At 55.1% G+C, this 23,338-nt stretch carries 26 protein-coding genes; 12 read left to right on the top strand and 14 right to left on the bottom strand.

Features of this window, described 5'->3' with window-relative positions:
• Nucleotides 1–25 precede the first annotated feature (25 nt).
• From AC2T28_RS15245 to AC2T28_RS15235, 3 genes are read right to left on the bottom strand one after another with little or no spacing between them, the layout of a single operon-like run.
• Nucleotides 26–271, bottom strand: a complete 246-nt coding sequence (locus AC2T28_RS15245) for a hypothetical protein (protein WP_486748625.1) — start codon at nt 269–271, stop codon at nt 26–28.
• 49 nt (nt 272–320) lie between these two features.
• Nucleotides 321–947, bottom strand: a complete 627-nt coding sequence (locus tag AC2T28_RS15240) for a contact-dependent growth inhibition system immunity protein (RefSeq protein WP_486748626.1) — start codon at nt 945–947, stop codon at nt 321–323.
• Entirely contained in the window at nt 944–2,194 is a 1,251-nt protein-coding gene (locus AC2T28_RS15235) for a Zn-dependent hydrolase (RefSeq protein ID WP_486748627.1), read from the bottom strand. The genes AC2T28_RS15240 and AC2T28_RS15235 overlap by 4 nt, the downstream gene beginning before the upstream one ends.
• Nucleotides 2,195–2,423: 229 nt before the next feature.
• On the opposite strand from AC2T28_RS15235, the gene AC2T28_RS15230 reads away from it, so the two are divergent.
• Entirely contained in the window at nt 2,424–3,038 is a 615-nt protein-coding gene (locus AC2T28_RS15230; RefSeq protein WP_486748628.1) for a TetR family transcriptional regulator C-terminal domain-containing protein, read from the top strand.
• Between the two features lie 93 nt (nt 3,039–3,131).
• On the opposite strand, the gene preA is transcribed toward AC2T28_RS15230, so the two are convergent.
• The 5 genes from preA to AC2T28_RS15205 all read right to left on the bottom strand — a co-directional run bounded on the left by preA (nt 3,132) and on the right by AC2T28_RS15205 (nt 7,525).
• Nucleotides 3,132–4,436, bottom strand: coding sequence for an NAD-dependent dihydropyrimidine dehydrogenase subunit PreA (gene preA, locus AC2T28_RS15225; RefSeq protein ID WP_486748629.1), 1,305 nt, complete (start codon nt 4,434–4,436; stop codon nt 3,132–3,134).
• Between the two features lie 55 nt (nt 4,437–4,491).
• The gene (locus AC2T28_RS15220) at nt 4,492–5,826 is read right to left on the bottom strand and encodes an NAD(P)-dependent oxidoreductase (protein WP_486748630.1); all 1,335 of its coding nucleotides are present in this window, start codon (nt 5,824–5,826) and stop codon (nt 4,492–4,494) included.
• 148 nt (nt 5,827–5,974) lie between these two features.
• Nucleotides 5,975–6,619 carry a cupin domain-containing protein gene (locus AC2T28_RS15215; RefSeq protein ID WP_486748631.1) on the bottom strand — a complete coding sequence of 215 codons (645 nt, stop codon included), beginning with the start codon at nt 6,617–6,619 and terminating at the stop codon, nt 5,975–5,977.
• A 74-nt stretch (nt 6,620–6,693) separates the two neighbouring features.
• Entirely contained in the window at nt 6,694–7,092 is a 399-nt protein-coding gene (locus AC2T28_RS15210) for a RidA family protein (protein WP_486748632.1), read from the bottom strand.
• 169 nt (nt 7,093–7,261) lie between these two features.
• A complete protein-coding gene (locus tag AC2T28_RS15205) occupies nt 7,262–7,525 on the bottom strand; it encodes a DUF2312 domain-containing protein (protein WP_486748633.1) in 264 nt (87 codons plus the stop codon).
• Nucleotides 7,526–7,669: 144 nt separating this feature from the next.
• On the opposite strand from AC2T28_RS15205, the gene AC2T28_RS15200 reads away from it, so the two are divergent.
• The 5 genes from AC2T28_RS15200 (at nt 7,670) to AC2T28_RS15180 (ending at nt 10,302) form a co-directional block, all read left to right on the top strand.
• Nucleotides 7,670–7,888, top strand: coding sequence for a hypothetical protein (locus AC2T28_RS15200; RefSeq protein ID WP_486748634.1), 219 nt, complete (start codon nt 7,670–7,672; stop codon nt 7,886–7,888).
• A 197-nt stretch (nt 7,889–8,085) separates the two neighbouring features.
• The gene (locus AC2T28_RS15195; RefSeq protein ID WP_486748635.1) at nt 8,086–8,949 is read left to right on the top strand and encodes an MBL fold metallo-hydrolase; all 864 of its coding nucleotides are present in this window, start codon (nt 8,086–8,088) and stop codon (nt 8,947–8,949) included.
• Between the two features lie 58 nt (nt 8,950–9,007).
• A complete protein-coding gene (locus AC2T28_RS15190) occupies nt 9,008–9,436 on the top strand; it encodes a YeeE/YedE family protein (RefSeq protein WP_486748636.1) in 429 nt (142 codons plus the stop codon).
• Nucleotides 9,436–9,867 (top strand): DUF6691 family protein, encoded by a 432-nt coding sequence (locus tag AC2T28_RS15185; protein ID WP_486748637.1) that lies wholly within the window; start codon nt 9,436–9,438, stop codon nt 9,865–9,867. Before AC2T28_RS15190 ends, AC2T28_RS15185 begins: the two co-directional genes overlap by 1 nt.
• A gap of 9 nt (nt 9,868–9,876) precedes the next feature.
• Nucleotides 9,877–10,302 carry a protein tyrosine phosphatase family protein gene (locus AC2T28_RS15180; RefSeq protein WP_486748638.1) on the top strand — a complete coding sequence of 142 codons (426 nt, stop codon included), beginning with the start codon at nt 9,877–9,879 and terminating at the stop codon, nt 10,300–10,302.
• 80 nt (nt 10,303–10,382) lie between these two features.
• On the opposite strand, the gene AC2T28_RS15175 is transcribed toward AC2T28_RS15180, so the two are convergent.
• The 5 genes from AC2T28_RS15175 to AC2T28_RS15155 all read right to left on the bottom strand — a co-directional run bounded on the left by AC2T28_RS15175 (nt 10,383) and on the right by AC2T28_RS15155 (nt 16,526).
• Nucleotides 10,383–11,672, bottom strand: coding sequence for a FliM/FliN family flagellar motor switch protein (locus AC2T28_RS15175; protein WP_486748639.1), 1,290 nt, complete (start codon nt 11,670–11,672; stop codon nt 10,383–10,385).
• Nucleotides 11,673–11,754: 82 nt separating this feature from the next.
• Complete coding sequence (locus AC2T28_RS15170; protein WP_486748640.1) at nt 11,755–14,433, bottom strand: ATP-binding protein; 2,679 nt, start codon at nt 14,431–14,433, stop codon at nt 11,755–11,757.
• Complete coding sequence (locus AC2T28_RS15165) at nt 14,433–14,756, bottom strand: hypothetical protein (protein ID WP_486748641.1); 324 nt, start codon at nt 14,754–14,756, stop codon at nt 14,433–14,435. Before AC2T28_RS15165 ends, AC2T28_RS15170 begins: the two co-directional genes overlap by 1 nt.
• Nucleotides 14,753–15,133, bottom strand: coding sequence for a response regulator transcription factor (locus AC2T28_RS15160; protein ID WP_486748642.1), 381 nt, complete (start codon nt 15,131–15,133; stop codon nt 14,753–14,755). The genes AC2T28_RS15165 and AC2T28_RS15160 overlap by 4 nt, the downstream gene beginning before the upstream one ends.
• 97 nt (nt 15,134–15,230) lie before the next feature.
• Nucleotides 15,231–16,526: a short-chain fatty acyl-CoA regulator family protein gene (locus AC2T28_RS15155; protein ID WP_486748643.1), complete on the bottom strand. Its 1,296-nt coding sequence runs from the start codon at nt 16,524–16,526 to the stop codon at nt 15,231–15,233.
• A 229-nt stretch (nt 16,527–16,755) separates the two neighbouring features.
• Between AC2T28_RS15155 and AC2T28_RS15150 the strand changes: the two genes are divergently transcribed.
• The 6 genes from AC2T28_RS15150 to AC2T28_RS15125 all read left to right on the top strand — a co-directional run bounded on the left by AC2T28_RS15150 (nt 16,756) and on the right by AC2T28_RS15125 (nt 22,752).
• Nucleotides 16,756–18,099, top strand: a complete 1,344-nt coding sequence (locus AC2T28_RS15150) for a substrate-binding protein (RefSeq protein ID WP_486748644.1) — start codon at nt 16,756–16,758, stop codon at nt 18,097–18,099.
• A 140-nt stretch (nt 18,100–18,239) separates the two neighbouring features.
• Nucleotides 18,240–19,262, top strand: coding sequence for a branched-chain amino acid ABC transporter permease (locus AC2T28_RS15145; RefSeq protein ID WP_486748645.1), 1,023 nt, complete (start codon nt 18,240–18,242; stop codon nt 19,260–19,262).
• A gap of 4 nt (nt 19,263–19,266) precedes the next feature.
• Nucleotides 19,267–20,469 (top strand): branched-chain amino acid ABC transporter permease, encoded by a 1,203-nt coding sequence (locus tag AC2T28_RS15140; RefSeq protein ID WP_486748646.1) that lies wholly within the window; start codon nt 19,267–19,269, stop codon nt 20,467–20,469.
• A gap of 11 nt (nt 20,470–20,480) precedes the next feature.
• A complete protein-coding gene (locus AC2T28_RS15135) occupies nt 20,481–21,236 on the top strand; it encodes an ABC transporter ATP-binding protein (RefSeq protein ID WP_486748647.1) in 756 nt (251 codons plus the stop codon).
• A 12-nt stretch (nt 21,237–21,248) separates the two neighbouring features.
• Nucleotides 21,249–22,004, top strand: a complete 756-nt coding sequence (locus tag AC2T28_RS15130; RefSeq protein WP_486748648.1) for an ABC transporter ATP-binding protein — start codon at nt 21,249–21,251, stop codon at nt 22,002–22,004.
• Between the two features lie 223 nt (nt 22,005–22,227).
• Entirely contained in the window at nt 22,228–22,752 is a 525-nt protein-coding gene (locus AC2T28_RS15125) for a cytochrome b/b6 domain-containing protein (RefSeq protein WP_486748649.1), read from the top strand.
• A gap of 169 nt (nt 22,753–22,921) precedes the next feature.
• On the opposite strand, the gene AC2T28_RS15120 is transcribed toward AC2T28_RS15125, so the two are convergent.
• The gene (locus AC2T28_RS15120; protein WP_486748650.1) at nt 22,922–23,284 is read right to left on the bottom strand and encodes a CBU_0592 family membrane protein; all 363 of its coding nucleotides are present in this window, start codon (nt 23,282–23,284) and stop codon (nt 22,922–22,924) included.
• Nucleotides 23,285–23,338: the final 54 nt, after the last annotated feature.

Below are 23,338 nucleotides of genomic sequence, written 5' to 3'. Positions count from 1 at the left end.
TCGGCAATTAGCGCCCTCCTCGGCGCTAGTCGCAAATCTGTTTTCCCTCGCTATCGACCAGCGTGCGTACCCATTGGTCGCGGCGGTCAAAGTAGGAATAGCATCCGTCCGGATCGCGCAAGGCATCGCTGGTACTGACCCCTTTGGGTAGCGCCGCTCGCGCCGCTTCCGAGATGACAGTTTGGTCATTCAAGTTTGGCGTGCAGGCACCAAGCGATAAGGCCACCGAAGCGAAAACCGGACCAATCAAGTTGCAGGATCTAAACGTCATCTTCTACATCCCTTCATTCGTCTGCCTTCTGGGCATTGTTGGTGCCCGATCATTCATGAAAATCTGCAAGAAAGGCATCCTTTACAGGCCAGATTTCCTCGACTGCGCCTTCCATTTCTCCAAGAAGCGCATAAGCCAACCCCCAGTCTTCTTCATGGTTCTCCCAATAGCTTTTAGGCACCTCTAGAACCGCCTTAAATAGGTCTCCATCGAGGTTTCGACCAAAGATTGTTGGGTTCCTTTTCAGCAACTTAAGAGCATGTGGGACCACATGTTCCAACGCCTCATCATTTACTATCAAAGCTACAGCTTCGGAAGCGGTGACCAGAGAGAGGGGCTTGATGCAAGCACGAGCGCAGCATTCAATCAAACCAGTTTGATAGGGGCCAGGATCATCTTCCCATCCCATCAGCGTGTTGATTGAGAGTACATTTCTCGGCCCCAGCATTTTCGCCGCATGCACGCACTCAATCCAGTCATCGCGAAAGGTCATTTCGTCTGACTTTTCTATCGCACAGGACAAATTCCACAGCGCCTGCTTCTCCGCGTTTCGCCCCCCATCCTCCATTTGATCCGCTAGTTCATCGAGAACCGCGCTCAGGACCAAAGCGTCAGAAACCGTAAGATCGATACTCACAGTTTTGTTTGGATTGATATCTGGCGGCGAAGCCGTCACTCCACAATCTCCGCCGTTTCGACAACCGCGTGGAACAGCACATTGGTTCCAGCGGCTGCCCAATCCGGGCTGATCTCTTCCGCCTCATTGTGGCTCAGTCCATCCACACAAGGGCACATCACCATTGCGGTTGGGGCCACGCGGTTGATCCAGCAGGCATCATGCCCTGCTCCAGAAATCAGATCGATATGCGAATAACCCAGCCGATCCGCCGCATTGCGCACTGCTGTTACACATCCCTCGTCGAACTGAACCGGGTCAAATCCGCCAACCTTTTCAAACTCTACAGTTACGCCCATGGCGTCAGCAATGTCCTGAGCCTGTTCGCGGAAGTTCAACTCCATGTCCTCAATCACCTCCAGCTCGGGGCTGCGGAAATCGACGGTAAAGACCACCTTGCCGGGGATCACATTACGCGAGTTGGGATATACGTCGATGTGACCAGCTGCGCCCACCGCATGGGGGGCATTCCGCCAAGCAATTTCATCCACCGCTTCCAGCATACGCGCCATGGCAAGCCCCGCATTGCGGCGCATCGGCATCGGGGTGGACCCGGTGTGTGCATCCTTGCCGGTCACCGTCACTTGGGTCCAGCTAAGGCCCTGACCATGGGTGACCACACCAATGTCTTTTTCATCAGCCTCCAGAATTGGCCCCTGTTCGATATGCAGTTCAAAGAAGGCATGCATCTTGCGCGCGCCAACTTCCTCGTCACCTCGCCAACCGATGCGGCTCAGCTCATCGCCAAATTTCTTGCCCTCGGCGTCCTCACGGTCATAGGCCCAATCCTGCGTGTGGATGCCGGCAAAGACCCCAGACGACAGCATCGCCGGTGCGTACCGCGTGCCTTCCTCGTTGGTGAAATTTGTTACCACGATGGGATGTTTTGTCTTGATATTCATATCGTTAAGAGAACGAAGGATCTCTAAACCGCCAAGCACACCCAATACGCCATCATACTTACCACCGGTTGGCTGGGTATCCAGATGCGAGCCCACATAGACCGGCAGCGCCTCCGGGTCAGAGCCTTCGCGGCGAGCAAACATATTGCCCATCTGATCCAGCCCCATGGTACAGCCCGCAGCCTCGCACCAGCTTTGGAACAGGGCGCGCCCTTCGCCATCTTCATCCGTCAACGTCTGGCGGTTGTTGCCTCCGGCGACCCCCGGACCAATCTTCGCCATCTCCATCAGGCTGTCCCACAGCCGCTCGCTGTTGATTGTCAGGTTTTGTCCAAGCGCAGACATCCTAGCTTCCTTCCCTGGTCTTACCCGCCCTTTTGGCGTTTTGTATTATTAGTTGTGCCGTCAGGTGGCTTTGATTTGACCAACTGGTCAAACTCACGCTATCACGGGTTAAACACCAGTCAAGAAATAGCCGCACTTCAAAGCAAAAAACCCAAGATAAACATTGGGGAAATGATCAAAATTCAGGCTTTCAGAAACGTCAGCCCAGCCAAAATACAGAGACCAAGCCATGGCCAACGATCGCGCCCCGACACGTATACAGAAAAAGAATCGCGCGGCCATTCTCGAAGCTGCGCTCGAGATGTTTTCCGCCCACGGGTTTCGCGGCACCACCGTGGATCAGATTGCCACCCAAGCGGGGCTCAGCAAACCGAACCTGCTCTACTATTTTTCATCAAAAGAGGCGATCTTCACTGAGCTGATGGAGGCTCTGCTGGATACTTGGCTGGACCCATTGCGCGCCCTTGATCCAAATGGTGAACCGTTGCAGGAAATCCTGGCCTACGTGCAGCGCAAGCTGCAGATGAGCCGCGATTTTCCGCGTGAAAGCCGCCTTTATGCCAATGAAATTGTCCAGGGCGCACCGCGCTTAGGTGAGACAATCGCCACGGATCTGAACGCGCTGGTCGAGGAAAAGGCCGCTTTGCTGGAAAGCTGGATGGAGGCAGGCCGCATCAACCGCGCCCACCCCAAACATCTGCTGTTTTCCATTTGGTCGCTGACCCAGCACTATGCCGATTTCGAATTTCAGGTTCGCACCTTGATGGGGGATGAAGACCCATATGATGCCGCAGCCGACTATCTGGAAACTCTGTACCGTCGGATGTTGACACCACACAGCTGACAGCAAACACAACAAAGGCGGCACATTCGCGCCGCCTTTGTTTCTTTTTTCTGAAAATATTCACGCCGTAGGCAGGTGCCCATGGGCGCCGTTTTATTCCGCCGCAGTTGCTGATGGATTGTTCGGGTGCGTGGTCCAGTTGCCATATTCCTCAGGCACCACTTCCCCAGTACGCTCATCCACCTGGCCGGGCATCACCTGTTCCATAGTGATACAGCCCTCAACAGGGCAGACATTCACGCAAAGGTTACAGGCCACACACTCGTCATCCTTGACCGTAAACACGCGATCTTCGGACATGGCAATTGCCTGGTGCGAGGTATCTTCGCAGGCGGCATAACAACGACCACAGCTAATGCAGTCGTCCTGATTGATCACCGCTTTGGAGACATAGTTCAGGTTCAGGTACTGCCAATCGGTGACATTCGGCACCGCCTGCCCCATGAAATCGGCAATCGATTTATGGCCCTTTTCATCCATCCACTGGGACAGGCCCGAGATCATCTCTTCGACAACTTTGAAGCCATAGGTCATAGCTGCGGTACAAACCTGTACGTTGCCAGCCCCCAATGAGATGAACTCAGCCGCATCACGCCAAGTGGTGACGCCACCAATGGCAGAAATTGGCAGCCCGTGGGTTTCAGGATCCCGGGCAATCTCAGCTGTCATGTTCAAGGCAATCGGTTTCACCGCCGGACCGCAATAGCCGCCGTGCGTGCCCTTGTCACCAATGGTTGGATTTGGCGCCATCACATCCAGATCAACCGAGACAATCGAGTTGATGGTATTGATCAGGCTCACCGCATCGGCACCACCCTTCTTGGCTGCCCGGGCCGGATGACGGATATCGGTAATGTTCGGCGTCAACTTCACGATCACTGGTTTGGAGTAGTACTTCTTGCACCACTCGGTAACCATCTGAATATATTCAGGAACCTGGCCAACGGCGGACCCCATACCGCGTTCAGCCATCCCATGTGGGCAACCAAAGTTCAGCTCAATGCCATCAGCACCAGTGGCTTCAACCTTGGGCAGGATGTCTTTCCAGGCCTGCTCTTCACAGGGCACCATCAGCGAGACAATGATCGCTCGGTCTGGATAATCCTTCTTGACCCGCGTGATCTCTTCCAGATTCACCTCAAGCGGGCGATCGGTGATCAACTCGATGTTGTTCAAACCCAGCAAACGCCGGTCAGCCCCCCAGATCGCGCCATAGCGTGGGCCATTGACGTTGACCACTGGCGGGCCTTCGGAACCGAGCGTCTTCCAGACCACGCCGCCCCACCCCGCCTCAAATGCACGGCGGACGTTGTATTCCTTGTCCGTTGGTGGCGCCGAGGCCAGCCAAAACGGGTTCGGGGATTTAATACCCAAAAATTCTGTTGTCAGATCAGCCATTTGTCTGCTCCTTGAATTGCTAGCTTGGGGCAACTGCAGCGGCCCCACCACTGGCTTAGCCCATCAGGCTTGCGTGAATGTCGATTGCGGCATCGCGGCCTTCGGCCACGGCTGTCACGGTCAGGTCTTCACCGCCCGAAGCACAGTCGCCCCCGGCCCAAACACCGGCAACTGACGTTTGGCCAGCGTCATTGACCTTGATCTTACGCCCTTCCAGCTCCAATCCCTCGGGCTGACCTTCCAGCGTTTGACCAATCGCCTTGAACACCTGATCGGCCGCTAGACGAACGGTCTCGCCGGTGCCGGAGACTTTGCCGTTCTCTACCGCAGTATACTCCAGTTCGATCTCATTGGTGGCATCATCACCATGCACTGCAACCGGCATCACGTTAAACATCAGCTTGACCCCTTTCGAGGTGGCCAGATCCTGTTCAAACCGGCTGGCGCCCATGGCATCCTGACCACGACGATAGGCAATGGTGACGTTCTCGGCACCCAGCAGTTTCGACTGCACCGCGGCATCCACGGCGGTCATACCACCTCCGATCACCACCACATTGCGGCCAACCGACAGGGTCGACAAGTCACCAGACTGGCGCAGCTCGGCAATGAAATCTACTGCGTCCGATGTGCCGTCTTTGTCCTCACCCGGAGCACGCAAAGCGTTCACCCCAGCCAGACCAATCGAAAGGAACACCGCGTCATAGTCGCCTTTCAGGCTGTCCAGTGTCAGTCCTTCGCCCAGTCCCTGACCGTGTGAAACGCTAATACCACCGATCTGCATCAGCCAGTCGACCTCGCGGGCAGCAAAATTCTCGGTGCTCTTATAGGCAGCAATGCCAAATTCGTTGAGACCGCCCGACTTACCCTTGCGCTCGTGGATCACCACATCATGGCCCAGCATGGCCAACCGATGTGCAGCTGACAGTCCAGCCGGACCTGCGCCAACCACGGCCACACGTTTGCCAGTGCTGGCCGCACGACTAAAGGGATGCCCCTCTTTCGCCATCAAGGTATCAGTCGCATAGCGCTGAAGACGGCCAATCTCAACCGGCTTACCTTCAGCTGTTTCCCGCACACAGACCTCTTCGCACAGGGTCTCGGTCGGGCAGACCCGTGCGCACATACCACCCAGAATGTTCTGGGTCAGAATGGTACGCGCTGCCGCCTCGGGAGTGCCCGTCTGAATCTCGCGAATGAATTGCGGGATATCGATGCTAGTCGGACATGCCGTCATGCAAGGCGCGTCGTAGCAAAAGTAACATCGATCTGCTGCAACAGCCGCTTCATGCGTGTCATAGGCTGGGTGCAGGTCTTGGAAATTGTCAGCAATATCCTGATCGGGCAAACGCCCTGCCTGAATACCGGATGCCTGATGGCCAAGTGCCATTGGGTGTCTCCCTGGATGCGTTCTTGTTACATCCAGAGTGCCACATTTCAATTTTTTATCAACTGGTAAAATTTTAACTGGGCGAAAAAATCTTTATCGACCTCAGCAGTACGCGGCAACCTGTTGTTTTTGCGACATAGCTCGCTGCTTAGCCGCTGAGCATTTGGGCAAGATGTTTAGACTTGATCCACACTCTGGCTCCATTAGGTCCAACTTTTGCAGAAAAATTACTCCCCGGCGGCAGTCTCAACCAGTCCCACTTGCCAAACTCATCCCCGCTTTCACTGTACTCCCCCTCTAGTACAAAAACCTCTAAGCCGTCGGGATTCTGTCGGCTGACATGGGTTCCGGGTGTCCACACCTCGATGCACACAGTCTCTTTCTCGGCGTCAAACAACTGCAGCGTCGAGGTGCTATTTTTGGTGGTGTCTATTCCAACCTGAACCCGGTCTGCTGGATCGAACTGGTGCAGCTTCACCAGAATAGTCGCGCCATCAGCAGCGGCCGGAGTATGCCGCGATGTTGGCGGGTTGCGTACATAGGTCCCTACAGGGAAATCGCCAAGCTCATCCTGAAAGACCCCATCCAGAACTAGATACTCCTCACCACCATCATGGGTGTGAGCATCAAAAGCGGATCCAGGGGCAAAACGCACAATTGTGGTAGCCCGCGCAACTTCTTCACCGATACGGTCAAGCATCTTGCGCTCGACCCCAGGTGCCGGGCTTGGCACCCAAGGTGTATCTGCAAACCGCACCACCACGCGCTTTTCAAAATCCGCATTGATCCGCATCACACTCTCCTTTTGATCTCCAAAAGACCTAGGCGCGGATACCAGCCAACAAAAGCAGGATCACAATAAAGTGGTCAGAGCGGCAGCATTGCCGTCGCTTCGATCTCAATTTTGGCTTCGTCCTCGACCAGCCCCGCAACCACCACCATGGTCATGGCTGGAAAATGGTACCCCATCACGTCGCGATAGGCCTCACCCACCTTGCTTTGGTGCGCTAGGTATTCGGCCTTGTCGGTGACATACCAAGTCAGACGGGTGATATCCGTGACCGCCCCACCTGCTGTTTCCACAACGTCCAGAATGTTGCGCAGTGCTTGACTCATCTGGCCGATGAAGTCCTGCGTTTCAAACACCTGCGCAGCCGTCCAGCCGATTTGCCCGCCCACAAACAGAATGCGACCTTCGCCGATCATACCGTTTGCATAACCCTTGGCAGGCTTCCACCCTTCAGGATGTACTGAAATCGTCGGCATTGCGTGGCCTCTCTGTTGATGCGTCGGTGCAATAGTCTCGCATTCACCAACATGTTTCAAGCTTAAAACATATCCAATCCAGACAACAAAAAGGGCGCGCCCTGCGGCCCACCCCGTTTCTTTGTTAAAACGCCGAGATTAGGGACACTGCCCCGCTCCAGCAGATGCCTTACATACCCAAGGCTTCCTTGTACATTTCCAGCACCGCTTCTTCTTCGGCAATGTCGTCTTTATCACGCTTGCGCAGTGCCACCAGTTTGCGGATCACCTTGGTGTCGTAACCGCGCCCCTTGGCTTCGCCCATGACTTCTTTCATTTGCTCCGCAAGGTCTTTCTTCTCAGCGTCCAGCCGTTCCAGCCGCTCGACAAACTGGCGCAATTCGCCTGCAGTCACACGGTAGCTGTCGCTTTGTTCTTGTTCAGTCACGTCCATCTTTGGCTCCGTCGCTGTAGGATTTTAGAGGCTGGGATACAGCCCATCCAAAAACTTCGCAAGTTGTGATTACACCGCTTTCCCTTGCGTGGGCGGCGCCAATCCATTAGGCGCCTATGCGGACAATCTCACAGGAGCCCAGCCATGTTTGAAATTCTTGTCTGGATCGGAGCCGCAATGTCCGTTGCAGGACTATGTGGCCTAGTATGGTGCATCTTGCACGTCATGCGCGCGCGCAAACAACAACTCGATGACGAGGCTCTGCGCGCTGTAGTGCAATCCGTGCTCCCCTATAACCTTGGCGCACTTCTGTTTTCCATGCTTGGGCTCATGCTGGTGATCGTTGGTGTCATTTTAGGGTAACATCCAACGTGCCTCTTTTGCTGCACTTGGACCAATCCGATTTCAAAACAATGTTCTTTGTTCAGATCAGAACCACCAAAGTCATTGAACCGGTGGCCAACCAGACTTGCAATGCTTTTCATCATCTGCCTCATCATCATCCTTGAAACACATTCCATAAATGATATACGATATAAGCAACGCATGGAGAGCCGATCATGACACCGATCATCAAAGCCTTTTTTGACAACGCAACAAATACCATTTCATACGTTGTGCAGGACCCACAGGGCACAGCCTGCGCCATTGTCGACTCGGTGCTGGATTTTGATCACGCCTCGGGGCGTACCAATACAGCCTCCGCCGACACTGTTATCAGCTGGATCAAGGATCAGGGTCTATCGGTGGACTGGATCCTGGAAAGCCATGTACACGCCGATCACCTGTCAGCAGCCCCTTACTTGCAGGAACAGCTTGGCGGCAAAATCGGCATCGGTGCAAATATCACAGTTATCCAGGATACCTTTGGTAAGGTATTCAACGAAGGTACCGAGTTTCAGCGTGACGGCAGCCAGTTTGACGCCCTGTTTACCGAAGGCGACAGTTTCCACATCGGCCAAATGCGCGCCGAAGTGATGCAAACCCCCGGACACACCCCAGCCTGCCTGACCTATGTGGTTGGCGATGCGGCCTTTGTGGGCGACACGCTGTTCATGCCAGATTTTGGCACAGCGCGCTGTGACTTCCCGGGCGGTTCCTCCACCGACCTTTTTAATTCCATCCAGAAAATCCTGTCCTTGCCGGATGACACCCGCATTTTTGTTGGTCACGATTACAAGGCACCGGGCCGGGATGAGTTTGCCTGGGAAACCACCGTGGGCGAGCAAAAGGCGCTGAACGTGCATATCGGCCAGGGTCGCAGCATAGAAGAGTTCACCGGCATCCGCGACGCCCGCGATGCAACGCTGGGCATGCCCAAGCTGATCCTGCCCTCGCTGCAGGTCAATATGCGGGCTGGGCAGATGCCCGAACCCGATGAACAGGGCGACGTGTTCCTGAAACTGCCAATCAACAAGATCTAGCCTCCTCCTTTCATAGGGGGCCGCCCTTGCCGGGGCTAAACTGACAAGGAGTGTAATCATGGAAACGGATTGGTTATGGGGGCTAGCCGGCGGCGGCCTGATCGGATTGGGCGGCGCAGTCTATCTGCTGGGCAACGGCCGTATCATGGGCGCAAGTGGCATCTTGGGTGGATTGGTAGATGGCTCGCAACGCTCAACCGCCAGTGAACGCCTGCTTTTTCTGGCTGGGGTAGTATTGGTTCCTCTACTCCTGTCGCTCATGGCGCCTGCTGCTCCTGACACCCACATGACAAGCAATGTCGCGGTAATCATCATCGCTGGTCTGCTGGTCGGCATCGGCACGCGCATTGGCAGCGGATGCACCTCGGGGCACGGGGTCTGCGGCATCTCTCGTCTGTCGATACGCGGCATCGTAGCAACGATATTCTACATCCTGGCCGGGGCGGTGACCTTGTCGCTGTTTCGCCATGTCTGGGGGCTGATCTGATGCGCAACGTATTTTCACTGCTGGCCGGTGGCTTGTTCGGCGGCGGCCTGTACATCTCGGGCATGACCGACACCGCCAAGGTGCAGGGCTGGCTCGATGTGTTTGGCAGTTGGGATCCAACTCTGGCTTTTGTCATGGGCGGTGCCATCATCCCCATGTTCATCGCCTGGCGCTTTACCGAAGGCCGTGCCCCCATGGTCGGCGGCAGCTTCCCAAGCCAACCCGGTTCAAATCTGGATCATCGACTGATTATTGGCGCTATGATGTTTGGCATGGGTTGGGGGCTTGTTGGCCTGTGCCCTGGCCCTGCAATTGCCTCCATCACATATAATGGCTGGGCAGGTGTTTTGTTCATGGGAGCCATGTTGGCAGGTATGTTTATAGCTCCAAAATTCGGGACACAACTGGACCGACTGGCCTTAAAAGCGTAAGGAACCCCAATGGACCCACGTTGCATCACCCCCCGCTATTTCGTCTCGCCACAAATCTCAGCCGAGGATCTGCCAGCTTTGGTAGAGGCCGGCTTCAAGGCTGTCATTTGCAACCGCCCCAACGCCGAGGTGCCCCCGAACCTGCAATCAGACGCAATTCGCGCCGCATGCGAGGCCGCAGGGGTACGCTTTGAAGAACTGCCGTTGACCCATCAGACCATGACCGTTGACGTCGCAGCCAAACAGCGCGAACTGGCGGAAGACTGTGTCGGGCCTGTATTGGCGTATTGCGCATCAGGCACTCGTTGTTGTGTCGTTTGGGCCATTGGCCAGGCCGGAGAACTGTCGGCAGACGAAATTTTGCAAAAAGCTGCAACAGCAGGGTATCAGTTGGACAATTTGCGACCGACGCTAGAACATCTGGCCAGCGCATAGTCACCAACAGCAGGTGCTAAACAAAAAAGCTCCGAGTAATAACCGGAGCTTAGATGGTCTTAAGACTGCAGACTTGCGGCTCAACCAGCGTTCGGCAGACCATCCCCTAGCCCTGCCAGCTCTGAAATTTCCGCCATCGCATCATCAGGGTTAAACTCGCCCAGCTCGCCCATCGGGCTGGCCCCTAGCAACTCTGGCAATTCGCCACCGGCATCGCCCATCATTGCGCCGTCTGCCGCCATATCGCCCATACCAGGCATAGGCAGGTCACCCATTGGCAAGTCGCCCATTGGCAGATCTCCCATTGGCAAATCTCCCATAGGTGCTGCATCCAGACCGCCAACTGGGTCTTGCAGCCCCTCAGCAGCGATCCCAAGATCCATCGCCGGTGCTTGCTCCAGCAAACCCATGGGTTCTTCAGGGCTGCCGACAGAATTGAAGGCCAAACCGTCGACCTCTCCGCCAGCATCATTTGAGTGGCTTTCACTCAATCGAATGGCGCGCGCACCATTAATTTGCCCCAGCTTGCCGCTGGTAACATGCTGGCCGTTCACCGCGATCATGTCAGTTTCATAGAGGAAGGCCTGATCCAGGGCCAGCACATCCCCAATCTGCAAATTGGAAAATTCGTGTACTGGCACCTTCATCTTACACAGCACGGCATCCAGCTCGACCCGCATTGATCCCATGTTGCTACCAAGCGATGGCCCAAAGTCCAGCGATCCAGCCTGGCTATCTTCCCCTAGCTCTGCAGCTGTCGGCTCAGGCAAAATCAGGGTCATATTCCCCATCATCGCGCCACAGGACAGATCCAAAGACATTTCGATGACCCGATAGTCATCGGCTTCCAACCCTAACATAAGGCTGCGTACATCTTCGATTCGTGCGCCAAACCGGAAACCATCGAACAGGATCAGATCGCCCTGCCCCTCAAGCATCAAAACAACCTTGGCAAAGGCACGGTCAATGAACTCAGCAGTCATCGCAGCATCGGTCGATGTGTAGTTCCGCTCGGTCGGGGCCTTACCTACGACCTGGCCCATTGTTTGCTGCTGGATCAGCGCTGTCACCGTCGGCGCGTCAAGCGTAGCAGCACCGATGCGACCGTTTGGCCCGTCCAGCACAACAAGCAGTTTCTCGTCAGATAGATACCGCGTCAGATCTTCGGGAACGCAATTTAGTTGTCGCGCAGCAATAACTGCAACGGGAAGTTCACACAGATCAGCGGCCGCCCGCGCAAGCGATCGACGCAACGCCTTTAGGGTCACCGAGCTGGTCAGCCCACTGGTACCCTCACGCGCAACAGCGAGTTTACGGGCAAGAACACCCGTACCGCTATCCACCGCATCTGATGTAGTCGTCTCAGCCATAGATTCCCAATTTGCACCTTCTGCGCCCCATTAGGTATCTTTTAGACCGTTGTTGGTTACCATAGTCTTTATAAAGCTACATTCAGGCCGCGATTTTAGTCGTTAATGGCAAAGAAACCCGGAAAGCACCGCCAGACCGTCCAGCCATGCACCGCACATCGCCGCTCAGGCGCAGCATGATCTCGCGACAAATCGCCAAACCCAGCCCGGCTCCACCAGCCTTTTCCGGACTAACCCGCGAAAATTTCTCAAAAATAAGCTGTTGTGCTGCGGCCGGTATACCGCTGCCATTATCGATAAAATCAATGTGCAAACGCCCATGCTCTTTGGATACTTCGATGCTGATCTCGGGGTCTTCCGCATCACAATACTTTTGCGCATTGGCGATCAAGTTGATAAAAACCTGCGCCAACCGATCCAGATCTGACGAAATTCTTATATCCTCTCCCTGCAGCTGACGATGGACTCGCAGCGATTGCCCCGATCCCGCCAACGCCGTCGACACCGCATGATCCAGAACTTCCCCCAGGCTTCCAACTGTCATGTTCAGGCTCACCTGGCCGCTTTCCAAAACACTCAAATCTAGCAAATCGTCCAGCAGCCGGGTCAGCCTCAGAGCTTCGTCATGGATAATGCCGGCATACCGGCTGTGCTCCGCAGCGCTTTGCCCTTTGGTATCACGCAGAATTTCCGAGAAAGCCCGAATAGATGTCATTGGGGTGCGTAGCTCGTGGCTGACCTGGCTCAAGAACGCATCCTTTTGCTGCGAAATCAGGGTCAGTTTTTCGTTGGTTTCTCGCAGCTTCCGCGCTGTTCTGGATAATTCCGCCGATTGCATTTCCAGCTGGCTCGAATATTCCAGCATTTGCGCAGTCTCATCGGCCACGGCCAACAGATCTTCAACTGAAACCGACGATCCCCCCGCGATCTGCCCCACCATCGCATGTGCCGCAGCAGCCCCCACAGACCCGCTCAATTCACGTTCCAGTCGCTCCAGAAAGGCAGGGGTTGGCTCTGGCAGGTTCCCCCGGCTGCCCTGCCTAGACGCCTCGGATTGAAAAAACACCTGCGCCTCGTCGGCCCCCAGAATACGCTGCGACATGACCATCAGATCTTCACTCTGCGCCACCAGCCCGGTCCAGCCACGTGGACCCGCAGAATGGTCAAAGACATTGACAAACTGAGCACCCTGAAGCCGTTCCAGCGGGCTTGGGAACGTTGCCAAAGAAACCAAACAAAAAGCCACTGTATTCAACATCATAGACCACATGACCGCATGCACGATTGGATCGATGCCTTCGATCCCGAATAGTGCCTGAGGACGCAGCCAAGACAGCCCGAACAGCCCGTTCATAAGCACAGTATCCGGCAACAGCCCCCCACCCAAGGCAGGCAACAACATGGTGTACAGCCACAGCACAAACCCCACCGTCAGCCCTGCCAACGCGCCTGACCGTGTCGCCCCCCGCCAGAACAAGCCACCAACCAGAGCGGGTAAGATCTGCGCGATCCCGGCAAAAGAAATCAATCCGATCGAGGCCAGTGCCGCCCCTTGCCCCGACAACCGATAATAGAAATAGCCAAGTGCCATGATCACCGCGATGGAAACACGACGTGACAACAGAACCACATTGCGCACATCCCCGGAAACAGAGGCTCCCGCGCCCTGAGAACGCAACCAAATGGGCATCACAATATGGTTCGAAACCATGGTCGACAGCGCCATCGCGGCCACGATAACCATCGATGTCGCCGAAGAAAAACCGCCAAGAAAGGAAAACATCGCCAGCCCGTCTCGCCCTTGGCTTAGCGGTAACGTCAAAACGAACAAATCGGGGTTGGATCCCGTCGGCAGCAGCTCTAACCCAATGGCCGCAATCGGCACCACAAAAAGGCTCATCAGCATCAAGTACAAAGGAAAGGCCCAGGCAGCAGTGCGCAGATGGCGTTCATCTTCGTTTTCAACCACCATCACCTGGAACATCCTGGGAAGACAGACAAAAGCTGCAGCTGCCAAAAAGGTGATAGTTGCCCAACGGCCCCCGTTCACCTCCCAGTGGCCAATCTTGGAGGCATCAATGCGCGCCATGGTTTCCGACACACCATCGGACAGCCCCCAGACCACAAATATGCCAACCGCAAGCAGCGCCAACAGTTTCACCACCGCCTCAAGTGCAACCGCTGTCACCACCCCATGATGACGTTCGTTGGCATTCAGGTTGCGCGTGCCGAACAAAATCGCAAACACAGCCAAGCCAGCAGCGATCCAGAAAACAGTGGTATCTTCATTCAACTGACGTGATGGATCTGCCTCAGCAAAGGTTGAAAAAGACAGTGTAATTGATTGTAACTGCAGGGCAATATACGGTGTCACGCCGATCACAGCCAAGATGGTAACGCAAATGGCCAGCGTATTGGATTTGCCATAGCGTGCAGAAATCAGGTCGGCGATTGACGTCACGCGCTGGCTGCGCCCAACACGCACCAGTTTGCGCAAGCCCCACCACCAGCCAATCATCACCAGCGTTGGCCCGAGATAAATGGTAATGAACTCCAACCCGGACCGCGCGGCGTAGCCAACCGCGCCATAAAACGTCCAGGCCGTGCAGTAGATCGACAGCGAAAGCGTGTAGATCATCGGCGATTGCAGCCATCCCGCTCGATGGCCTCGCGTGGCCTTGCGATCCGCCACAAAGGCCACGATGAACAGCAAGACGACATAGGCCAGGCACACCAGAACCAGCACATTCAACGAGGCCATTAATTGCTCTCCTCGTCCGGCCCATCGCTGCCATCGGTCCAGTCCTCGGCCCAGCGTTGCACCGCAAATGAAAAACCAAAGCTGGCTAGAATCAACAACATCCAGACAACAAACATATAGGTGATCGCCTCGGACATGGGCATACCTGCAGTCGTGTCAGGGGCTGGATATGGGTCGGGATTTGGCCACAACAGCGGCACAAGAAACAGCAAGCCGCCCAGTAGCGGCAGCAAACGTGCAAGATCTCTCAGCCGACGGCGACGATAGGTTTCGCGCTCGACAAAAAGCGCTGATGTTTGCCTGCCGCCGTCGTCGCTGCTCATTCCTGATTGGCCTGTGCGTGCAAGTCCCGCACTGCCGCCAGAACTTCGGTGTTGGAAAACGGCTTGGTCATGAACCGGCTCACACCAGCTTTTTCCGCCATCTCGCGATCCTTGGCCTGCCCCCGCGCGGTCAGCATCAACACCGGCAGGTTACGCATCCCCTCTTGGTCACGCAGATCCTTGATAATCTCCATGCCGCTTTTGCCCGGCAACATCAGGTCGAGAATAACCAGATCCGGATTCGCCGCCTTGATGACTTCTAAGGCATCACTGCCGTCAGAGTGAGAATCAACTGTCCAACCATCACGCGTCAGCAGAAACCGGATGGCCTCGGTGATATTCGGCTCATCCTCAACTAATACTACATGCCTGCCCATTCGCTGACATACCTCCCCCAACGTTGTCTCCCGGTCCAAGTGAACCCAACGCACATCCCCAAATTTCAGGCAGATTAGACCTGCGTTTGGGGAACTGTCAAAACTCTTCGTCCAAAATCGACGGTTCACGACGCGCTATACAGTCTTTACTTGAACAGACCCGACAGCTTGCCCCCACCTTCAAAGCATCGTCGCTGTTATCAGATTTCGGCAATATCAACATAACCGCATTATACATCGGATCGTGATCAAAATCGGGCAGTGATTTGGGCCAGGCCACAGCCAGACACTCAAACCCAGCTGTATTTCGACCATGCTGAACCACCTGCCGACGCAATGGCACCTGCGGTCGGCTTAGGGCCGTATACAGTGGCCACAACGGACAAGATGCGCCGAACCGGGGCAATGCAAATCCTGCAATTGGCTTGCGAAACAGAATAGAGCCCGAGGCATCACACAAAACCAATCCGGACGGACGCCCCAAGATTTTTTCCGGCAAAGCCGCCAACCGCCGCAAAACCTGTGGCACGCCACAGCCAAACGTCTTTGCCAATTGTGCAGGATCAATTCCGCCACTAACTTCCTGTGCAATCTCATCCAGCGGCAATTTCATGGCATCCTGCCGGTATTGCTCCAGAGCTCCCTTGGCGATGGAACGCGCCGCGTCACTCATCAATTCCGGGGCATTCGACACCAGTTCAGTTGGCAGCGCCGCGCCCTGTTCGATCTCGGCAAAATGGTAGTCATGCGCGGTAAAAAACGCCTCTACCTCTTCTTGCGGCACACCGCGACGGGTTTCGGGCGTGTTGCTGTCATCCAGAAAGCTCACCAGTGATTTGCTGCTTTCAGCCAGCCGACGAGAATCCTCGTTCAGGTTCTGGTGGAAGCGATCACGCCACTCGGGCTCCAACTCTCCTGTTTCGGCCAGAATGGAGGCGGTTGATCTGATTGCCGCAGCCGTCGACAAAACCTCATGCAGAGAATCCGCCAAATGTGGGTCATGGGTCAAACGATCCGACAACACTTGAACCGTCCGTTCCAATGTGGCCACCCGACGATGCTCTCCAGCCAACACCTCGGCCCAACCCGGAAAACGTCCGGCAAATTCGTCTGCGTGATCCAACTCAGCCACTGGTTTACCTGCATCGGCCGCAGCCTCCCGCAGGGTGGCAATCAAGGCAACTTCAGCCCCCTCGGTCAGCATAGATGGCTCTACGCCCAAAGCCCTGGCAATATCTACCAAGAGTTTGCCGCCGATTCTGCGGCGATTGTGCTCGATCAAGTTCAAGTAAGACGCCGAAATCTCAACCTGGCGCGCCAATGCGGCCTGACGCACTTCCAGAAACTGCCTGCGCTCACGGATCCGGGTCCCTGTCAGTGTGTCACGCCCCATCGCCCAGACCTTTCATTTCCTTAACAATTCATACATTTTCTGCACCGCAATATAAAAAAATTTACAAACACCGCGCCACTTTGTGCATTTATTTACAGAATTATCTAGAAAAACAAGGCAATTATTGCGCAATTTTACAACCCGCCCGCATACTGATTTTGCACAATTGTGCTTGCGCATCGCAGAAGTAGAGGAGCTGCGACGCGTCAATCATATAAGGGAGGATTATATGTCCAATTCGAATTTCACGCGTCGTGGTATGCTGAAAACCAGCGCCATTGCAGGTGCAGGCGTTGCAATGCCGACAATCTTTACCGCGTCATCTGTTGCGGCTTACACCAATGAACCCACGGGCGGATCTGTCACTCTGGGCTTCAACGTCCCACAGACCGGCCCCTATGCTGACGAGGGTGCGGATGAGCTGCGCGCTTATCAGCTTGCAGTCGAGCACCTGAACGGTGAAGGCGACGGCGGCATGATGAACACCTTCAGCTCCAAAGAGCTGCAGGGCAACGGCATCTTGGGCAAAAAGGTTGAGTTCGTCACAGGCGATACCCAAACCAAATCTGACGCTGCCCGCGCATCGGCCAAGTCGATGATCGAAAAAGACGGTGCCGTGATGATCACTGGTGGCTCATCTTCAGGTGTTGCGATTGCTGTTCAGGGCCTGTGTCAGGAAGCTGGCGTTATCTTTATGGCTGGTCTGACCCACTCGAACGACACAACCGGTAAAGACAAGAAAGCCAACGGCTTCCGTCATTTCTTTAACGGTTACATGTCGGGCGCGGCTCTGGCTCCAGTGCTGAAGAACCTGTATGGCACCGACCGGAATGCCTACCACCTGACTGCTGACTACACTTGGGGTTGGACCCAGGAAGAGTCGATTGCAGCCGCAACCGAAGCTCTGGGCTGGAACACAGTCAATAAGGTGCGCACACCGCTCGCCTCGACTGACTTCTCGTCCTATATCGCCCCAGTTCTGAACTCGGGTGCTGACGTTCTGGTTCTGAACCACTACGGCGGCAACATGGTGAACTCGCTGACCAACGCGGTTCAGTTCGGCCTGCGCGAGAAAGTCGTCAACGGCAAGAACTTCGAAATCGTTGTTCCGCTGTATTCGCGCCTGATGGCCAAGGGTGCCGGTGCCAACGTTAAGGGCATCCACGGTTCCACCAACTGGCACTGGTCGCTGCAGGACGATGCGTCCAAAGCATTCGTTAAATCCTTCGGCACCAAATACGGCTTCCCACCTTCACAGGCGGCCCACACCGTATACTGCCAGACCCTGCTGTATGCTGACGCTGCAACACGCGCGGGCACTTTCAACCCATGTGGCATTGCCGAAGCTTTGGAAGACTTTGAGTTTGATGGTCTGGGCAACGGTAAAACACTGTACCGTGCCGGCGATCACCAGTGCTTCAAGGACGTGTTGGTTGTGCGTGGTAAAGAAAACCCAACATCCGAGTTCGACCTTCTCGAAGTTGTCGAAGTTACTCCGGCGGCACAGGTTACTTACCCTGTTGACCACCCCATGTTCGCTGGCGGTGCCCTGGGCACTTGTAACGCGGGCTAAGGCTTTGGCCTTGTCGGGCGCGCAACTGCTGCGCCCGACCTCCCCAATTGGCCGCCGCTTTGATCAGACAGTTCAGATCTGACAACCAAATGGCCGCCAATCGCACATAAAATAGACTAACCAACCCAAAGGTGGGGGCTATGGACGCAATCCTATTGCAAATCTTAAACGGGCTCGACAAAGGCTCGGCCTATGCGCTGATCGCGCTGGGACTGACACTCATTTTTGGCACGCTTGGCGTGGTGAACTTTGCCCATGGGGCCCTGTTCATGATCGGTGCTTTTTGCGCCGTCACCCTACAACGTCTCCTCAATCTCAGCTTTGAAACGATTGACGAAACACAGACCGACTTTCTCGGCAATGCACTGAAAGTCAAAACCCCTTATGTTGAAGCCTGGTTTGGCCCCCAGATGGGCGGTGCAATCATCGACTGGGCGGTGCCACTGGCAATCCTGTTCGCCATCCCGATCATGATTTTTGTCGGCTACGCAATGGAACGCGGGCTGATCAAGCACTTCTACAAACGCCCCCACGCGGATCAGATTCTGGTCACTTTTGGTCTGGCCATCGTGCTGCAGGAAGTGATCAAATATTTCTACGGCGCCAACCCCATTCAAACCCCCGCCCCCGAGGCGCTGAGCGGTATTATGAATGTCGGGGCCATCATAGGCATGGATATCGTCTATCCGGTCTGGCGCGTTGTCTACTTCTGCTTCTCATTGCTCATCATCGGCGGCATCTTCTCGTTCCTGCAATTCACCACCTTTGGTATGGTTGTGCGCGCTGGCATGGCAGATCGTGAAACCGTTGGCCTGCTGGGTATCAACATCGACAAACGCTTTACCATCATGTTTGGCATTGCCGCCGCTGTCGCGGGTCTGGCTGGCGTTATGTATACCCCGATCAACTCACCCAACTATCACATGGGCATGGACTTTCTGGTTCTCAGCTTTGTTGTGGTGGTTGTTGGTGGCATGGGCAGCCTACCGGGCGCGGTGCTGGCTGGGTTCCTGTTGGGTATCCTGGAAAGCTTTGCTTCGATGAACGAGATCAAATCTCTCATCCCAGGCATCGACCAAATCATCATCTATGTGGTGGCAATTATCATTCTGCTCACGCGCCCCCGGGGCCTTATGGGCCGCAAAGGCGTGATGGAGGATTAAGAACATGTTCGGAATGAACAAAAACGACACAACCATGCTGCTACTGGTCGCTGCATTGACCATGCTTGCACCCTTTATCCTGAACCCTTTCCCGACTGATAGCGGCTTGGCTCAATTCAACGCCGGCTATCCGGACCTGATGCAGCGGTTTGTGATCTTTGGCATCTTTGCAATCGGTTTCAACATTCTATTCGGCCTCACCGGCTACCTCAGCTTTGGTCACGCGGCCTTTCTGGGTGTGGGGTCCTACTCGGCGGTTTGGATGTTCAAGCTGCTTGCGATGAACGTGATCCCGGCAATTTTGCTTTCGGTGGCTATGGCTGGCGTGTTCGCCTTGCTAATCGGCTATGTCTCGCTCAGACGCTCGGGTATCTACTTTTCGATCCTGACGCTGGCCTTTGCGCAGATGTCATTCAACCTAGCCTATTCAGTGCTGACCCCAATCACCAACGGTGAAACAGGTCTGCAGCTGACCCTGAACGACCCACGTGTTTTGGGTGTATCGCAAACAGCTGACGGCTCGATCCCGGTCACCAACCTGTTTGGATTGGAAATGCGCTCGACATTCGAGATGGCAGTTGGCCCCTGGGCCTTCCAGTTCAATGTCGGCTACTACCTGTGCGCGCTGATCATGCTGGCAGTGTTCTACCTGTCGATCCGCATCTTCCGCTCCCCTTTTGGGTTGATGTTGAAAGCTGTCAAATCAAACCAACAGCGGATGAACTACACTGGCTTGAACACCCGCCCCTACACTCTGGCTGCCTTTGTCATCTCTGGCATGTACGCTGGTTTGGCTGGTGGTCTGCTGGCCTCGATGGATCCCCTGGCTGGTGCCGAGCGTATGCAGTGGACCGCATCGGGCGAAGTTGTTCTTATGACCATCCTCGGCGGTGCAGGCACTTTGATTGGTCCGGTACTGGGCGCGGGATTCATCAAATACTTCGAAAACATCTTCTCCAAGATCAACGAAACGGTTTTGCACAGCTGGTTCAGCGCCATGCCCGATGCGTTAGAGGATATTCTAGTGACGTTGGTCTACCCCTTTGTCGGCAAAGGCTGGCATATGACACTTGGCATCCTGTTTGTCCTGGTGGTGGTATTCCTCCCCGGTGGTCTGGTTGAAGGTGGCCAACGAGTATCCAGCTGGCTGCGTAACAAAAAGGCGGGCAAGAATACGCCCTCCAGCACAACCGAACCTGCGGAATAAGGAGACACAAGATGGGAATTCTTGAAGTCAAAGGCGTCAACAAACGGTTCGGTGGATTGCAGGCCTTAGGGGATGTGAACCTCAGCGTCAAAGAAAACTCGGTCCACGCCATCATCGGCCCAAACGGTGCGGGCAAATCAACCTTGCTGAATGTGTTGGTGGGCAAGCTGATCCCGGACACCGGGTCGGTGATGTTCGATGGCAAATCAGTGCTGGGCCGCGCCCCGTATGAGATCAATCAAATGGGCATCAGCCGCGTTTTCCAGACACCCGAGATCTTTGGTGATCTGTCGGTGATGGAAAACATGATGATCCCCTGCTTTGCCAAACGGGATGGCGCATTTGAAATGAATGCCATTTCCTCGGTTCTTAGCCAGAAGGATGTGATCGAAAAAGCCGAGCACATGCTGGTCGACATGAACATGGCCGACAAGCGGCACATGAACGCCGCCTCGCTGTCGCGAGGTGACAAACGTCGCCTGGAAATCGGCATGTGCCTGTCACAAGAGCCGCGTCTGTTGCTGTTGGACGAACCCACCGCCGGCATGGCGCGGGCTGACACCAACAACACCATCGACCTGCTAAAGCAGATCAACGAAGAGCGTGACATCACTATCGCCATCATCGAACACGACATGCACGTAGTGTTCTCGCTGGCCGACCGGATCACAGTGCTGGCTCAGGGCACTCCGCTGGTCGAAGATGATCCGCAAAATATCAAAGGCAACCCCAAGGTGCGCGAAGCGTATCTGGGCGAGTCGGCGTAAGGAGAAACCACCATGAACGTCAAACCCGATTTCTCCAAAGGCGCCAATCAGGCGGCCACCGCCCCGGCCTTTCTGTCGGTCTGGGACATGCATGCCTATTATGGCGAAAGCTATATCGTGCAGGGCATTTCCTTTAACGTGCACGAGGGCGAAATCCTCGCCCTGCTGGGCCGAAACGGTGCTGGAAAAACCTCAACCCTTCGTGCCATTGCCCGACTTGACGATCCTCAGCTTAACAAAGGTGAAGTCTGGCTGGACCACAAGCCATTGCACAACATGGCGGCACATGAGGCCTCGGCGGCCGGTTTGGCACTGGTGCCCGAAGACCGCCGTATCATCGCCGGCCTAACGGTCGAGGAAAACCTGCAACTGGCGCAAATCGCTCCGCCCATCGGCTGGTCTCTAGAGCGCCTGTACGAGCTGTTCCCGCGGCTGGGTGAGCGCCGCAAGCAAGAAGGCGTCACCCTGTCAGGAGGAGAGCAGCAAATGCTGGCCATCGCCCGCGCCCTTGCCCGCGACATCAAGGTGCTGCTGCTGGACGAGCCATACGAAGGTCTGGCGCCGGTCATCGTAGACGAGATTGAAAAAACACTTATCCACATCAAGGAACAAGGCATCACTACGGTCATCGTCGAGCAGAACGCGGTGAGAGCGCTGGAACTGGCTGACAGAGCAGTCATTCTGGATACCGGAGGCATCGTCTTTGACGGCGGTGCCTCGGAGGTGCTTGAAAACGAAGAACTGCGCGCCGAATACCTGGCGATCTGACGAACTATCCCTGTCGCATTGGCCACCGCCAATGTAGACACACTCTAGGCCGGTTCCTTTGGGACCGGCCTTTTTTGCATCCCGCAGGCATAAACCCAGGTCTAGCCCCAGCCAAACAGGACCTTATTGCTATTTAAGACCGCCCCAGAAACCGCGAATTCAACCGCAACCAAGACGCTGAACCTCCAGCTGCGGCATATTTCAATTTCGAAGGACAAGCATGATGCAACACGTAAAAGTCTGGGATCCTATTGTACGGGTCTTCCATTGGTCCCTGGCCGTCGCATTTTTGGCCAACGCCTTTCTGGTCAGCGATGACTCTCCCATGCACCAGTGGATCGGCTATGGCATCGTTGGCCTGGTACTGGCCAGACTGATCTGGGGATTTGTCGGCACCCGCTATGCTCGGTTCTCCAGCTTCGCCCCCAGCCTATCCGGCGCAACCGAGCAAGTGGCCGACATTGTCAAAAACCGCAAGACCATCCACCGCGGCCACACCCCATTGGGCGCATTGATGATCTATAACATGCTGGCTGCGCTCTTACTGATCGGCCTGCCCGGCATCGCCCTAACCACACCTCTGTTTGGCAGCCTCGACTGGATCGAAGACCTGCATGAATTCTGCGTCATCTGGACCGAGATTTCAGTTCTGGCACACATTGCTGCCGTCATTTTCGAAAGCAACCGCACCAAGGTGAATCTGCCACGCGCTATGGTTACCGGCACCAAGAGCATCCCCGCCGAATAATCTGGCTATCCTACCCGCAACGACCTCAAATTTAGGGAATACGGGCGAACAAGGCCAACTCTGCTAGAGTTGGCCTTGTCCTTTGCTTATCCTGAACCTCTAGAAACCTTTGCGATCGGACTAAAACTCGTCTCTCGCATTCACCCAACCCAAACTGGAGAGAGTGGGGTCAGATGTGATTGTGTGTTTCTATCAATGTATTGCTTGAATTTGTTCGATCCTGCATTTGCGCATTGCTGGTGCGCCAAGCAGCCCGTGCCCGCAAACGAATAGCAATTGCTATTATTCCCAGACAAATCCAGAAGACCTGGATCAACATTGAACCCAGATTAAAGTTTTGCACCAAGCTGATCAAAATGAGGCATGCGCCGCAGATATTGATCAGGAAAAATGCTATCCCTTGGCTGTCGATGACACGAAAGGTCACCAAGGTGTAATTGGACAGGTAAAAAATAAAACCAACGACACCACAGCCGGTAGAAACCTGTGCTGGCAGAGACGCAAAAACGTCATAGAAATTTTCAACAATCATTTTGGACAGGCCTTAGAAAGAGGTTACTCGTTAACCACGTCGGCAACCTAGAAA

The organism is Parasedimentitalea nitratireducens (genome assembly GCF_057444295.1).
Note: the sequence above shows the minus strand (reverse complement) of the source record. Positions and strands in the feature narration are given on the sequence as shown.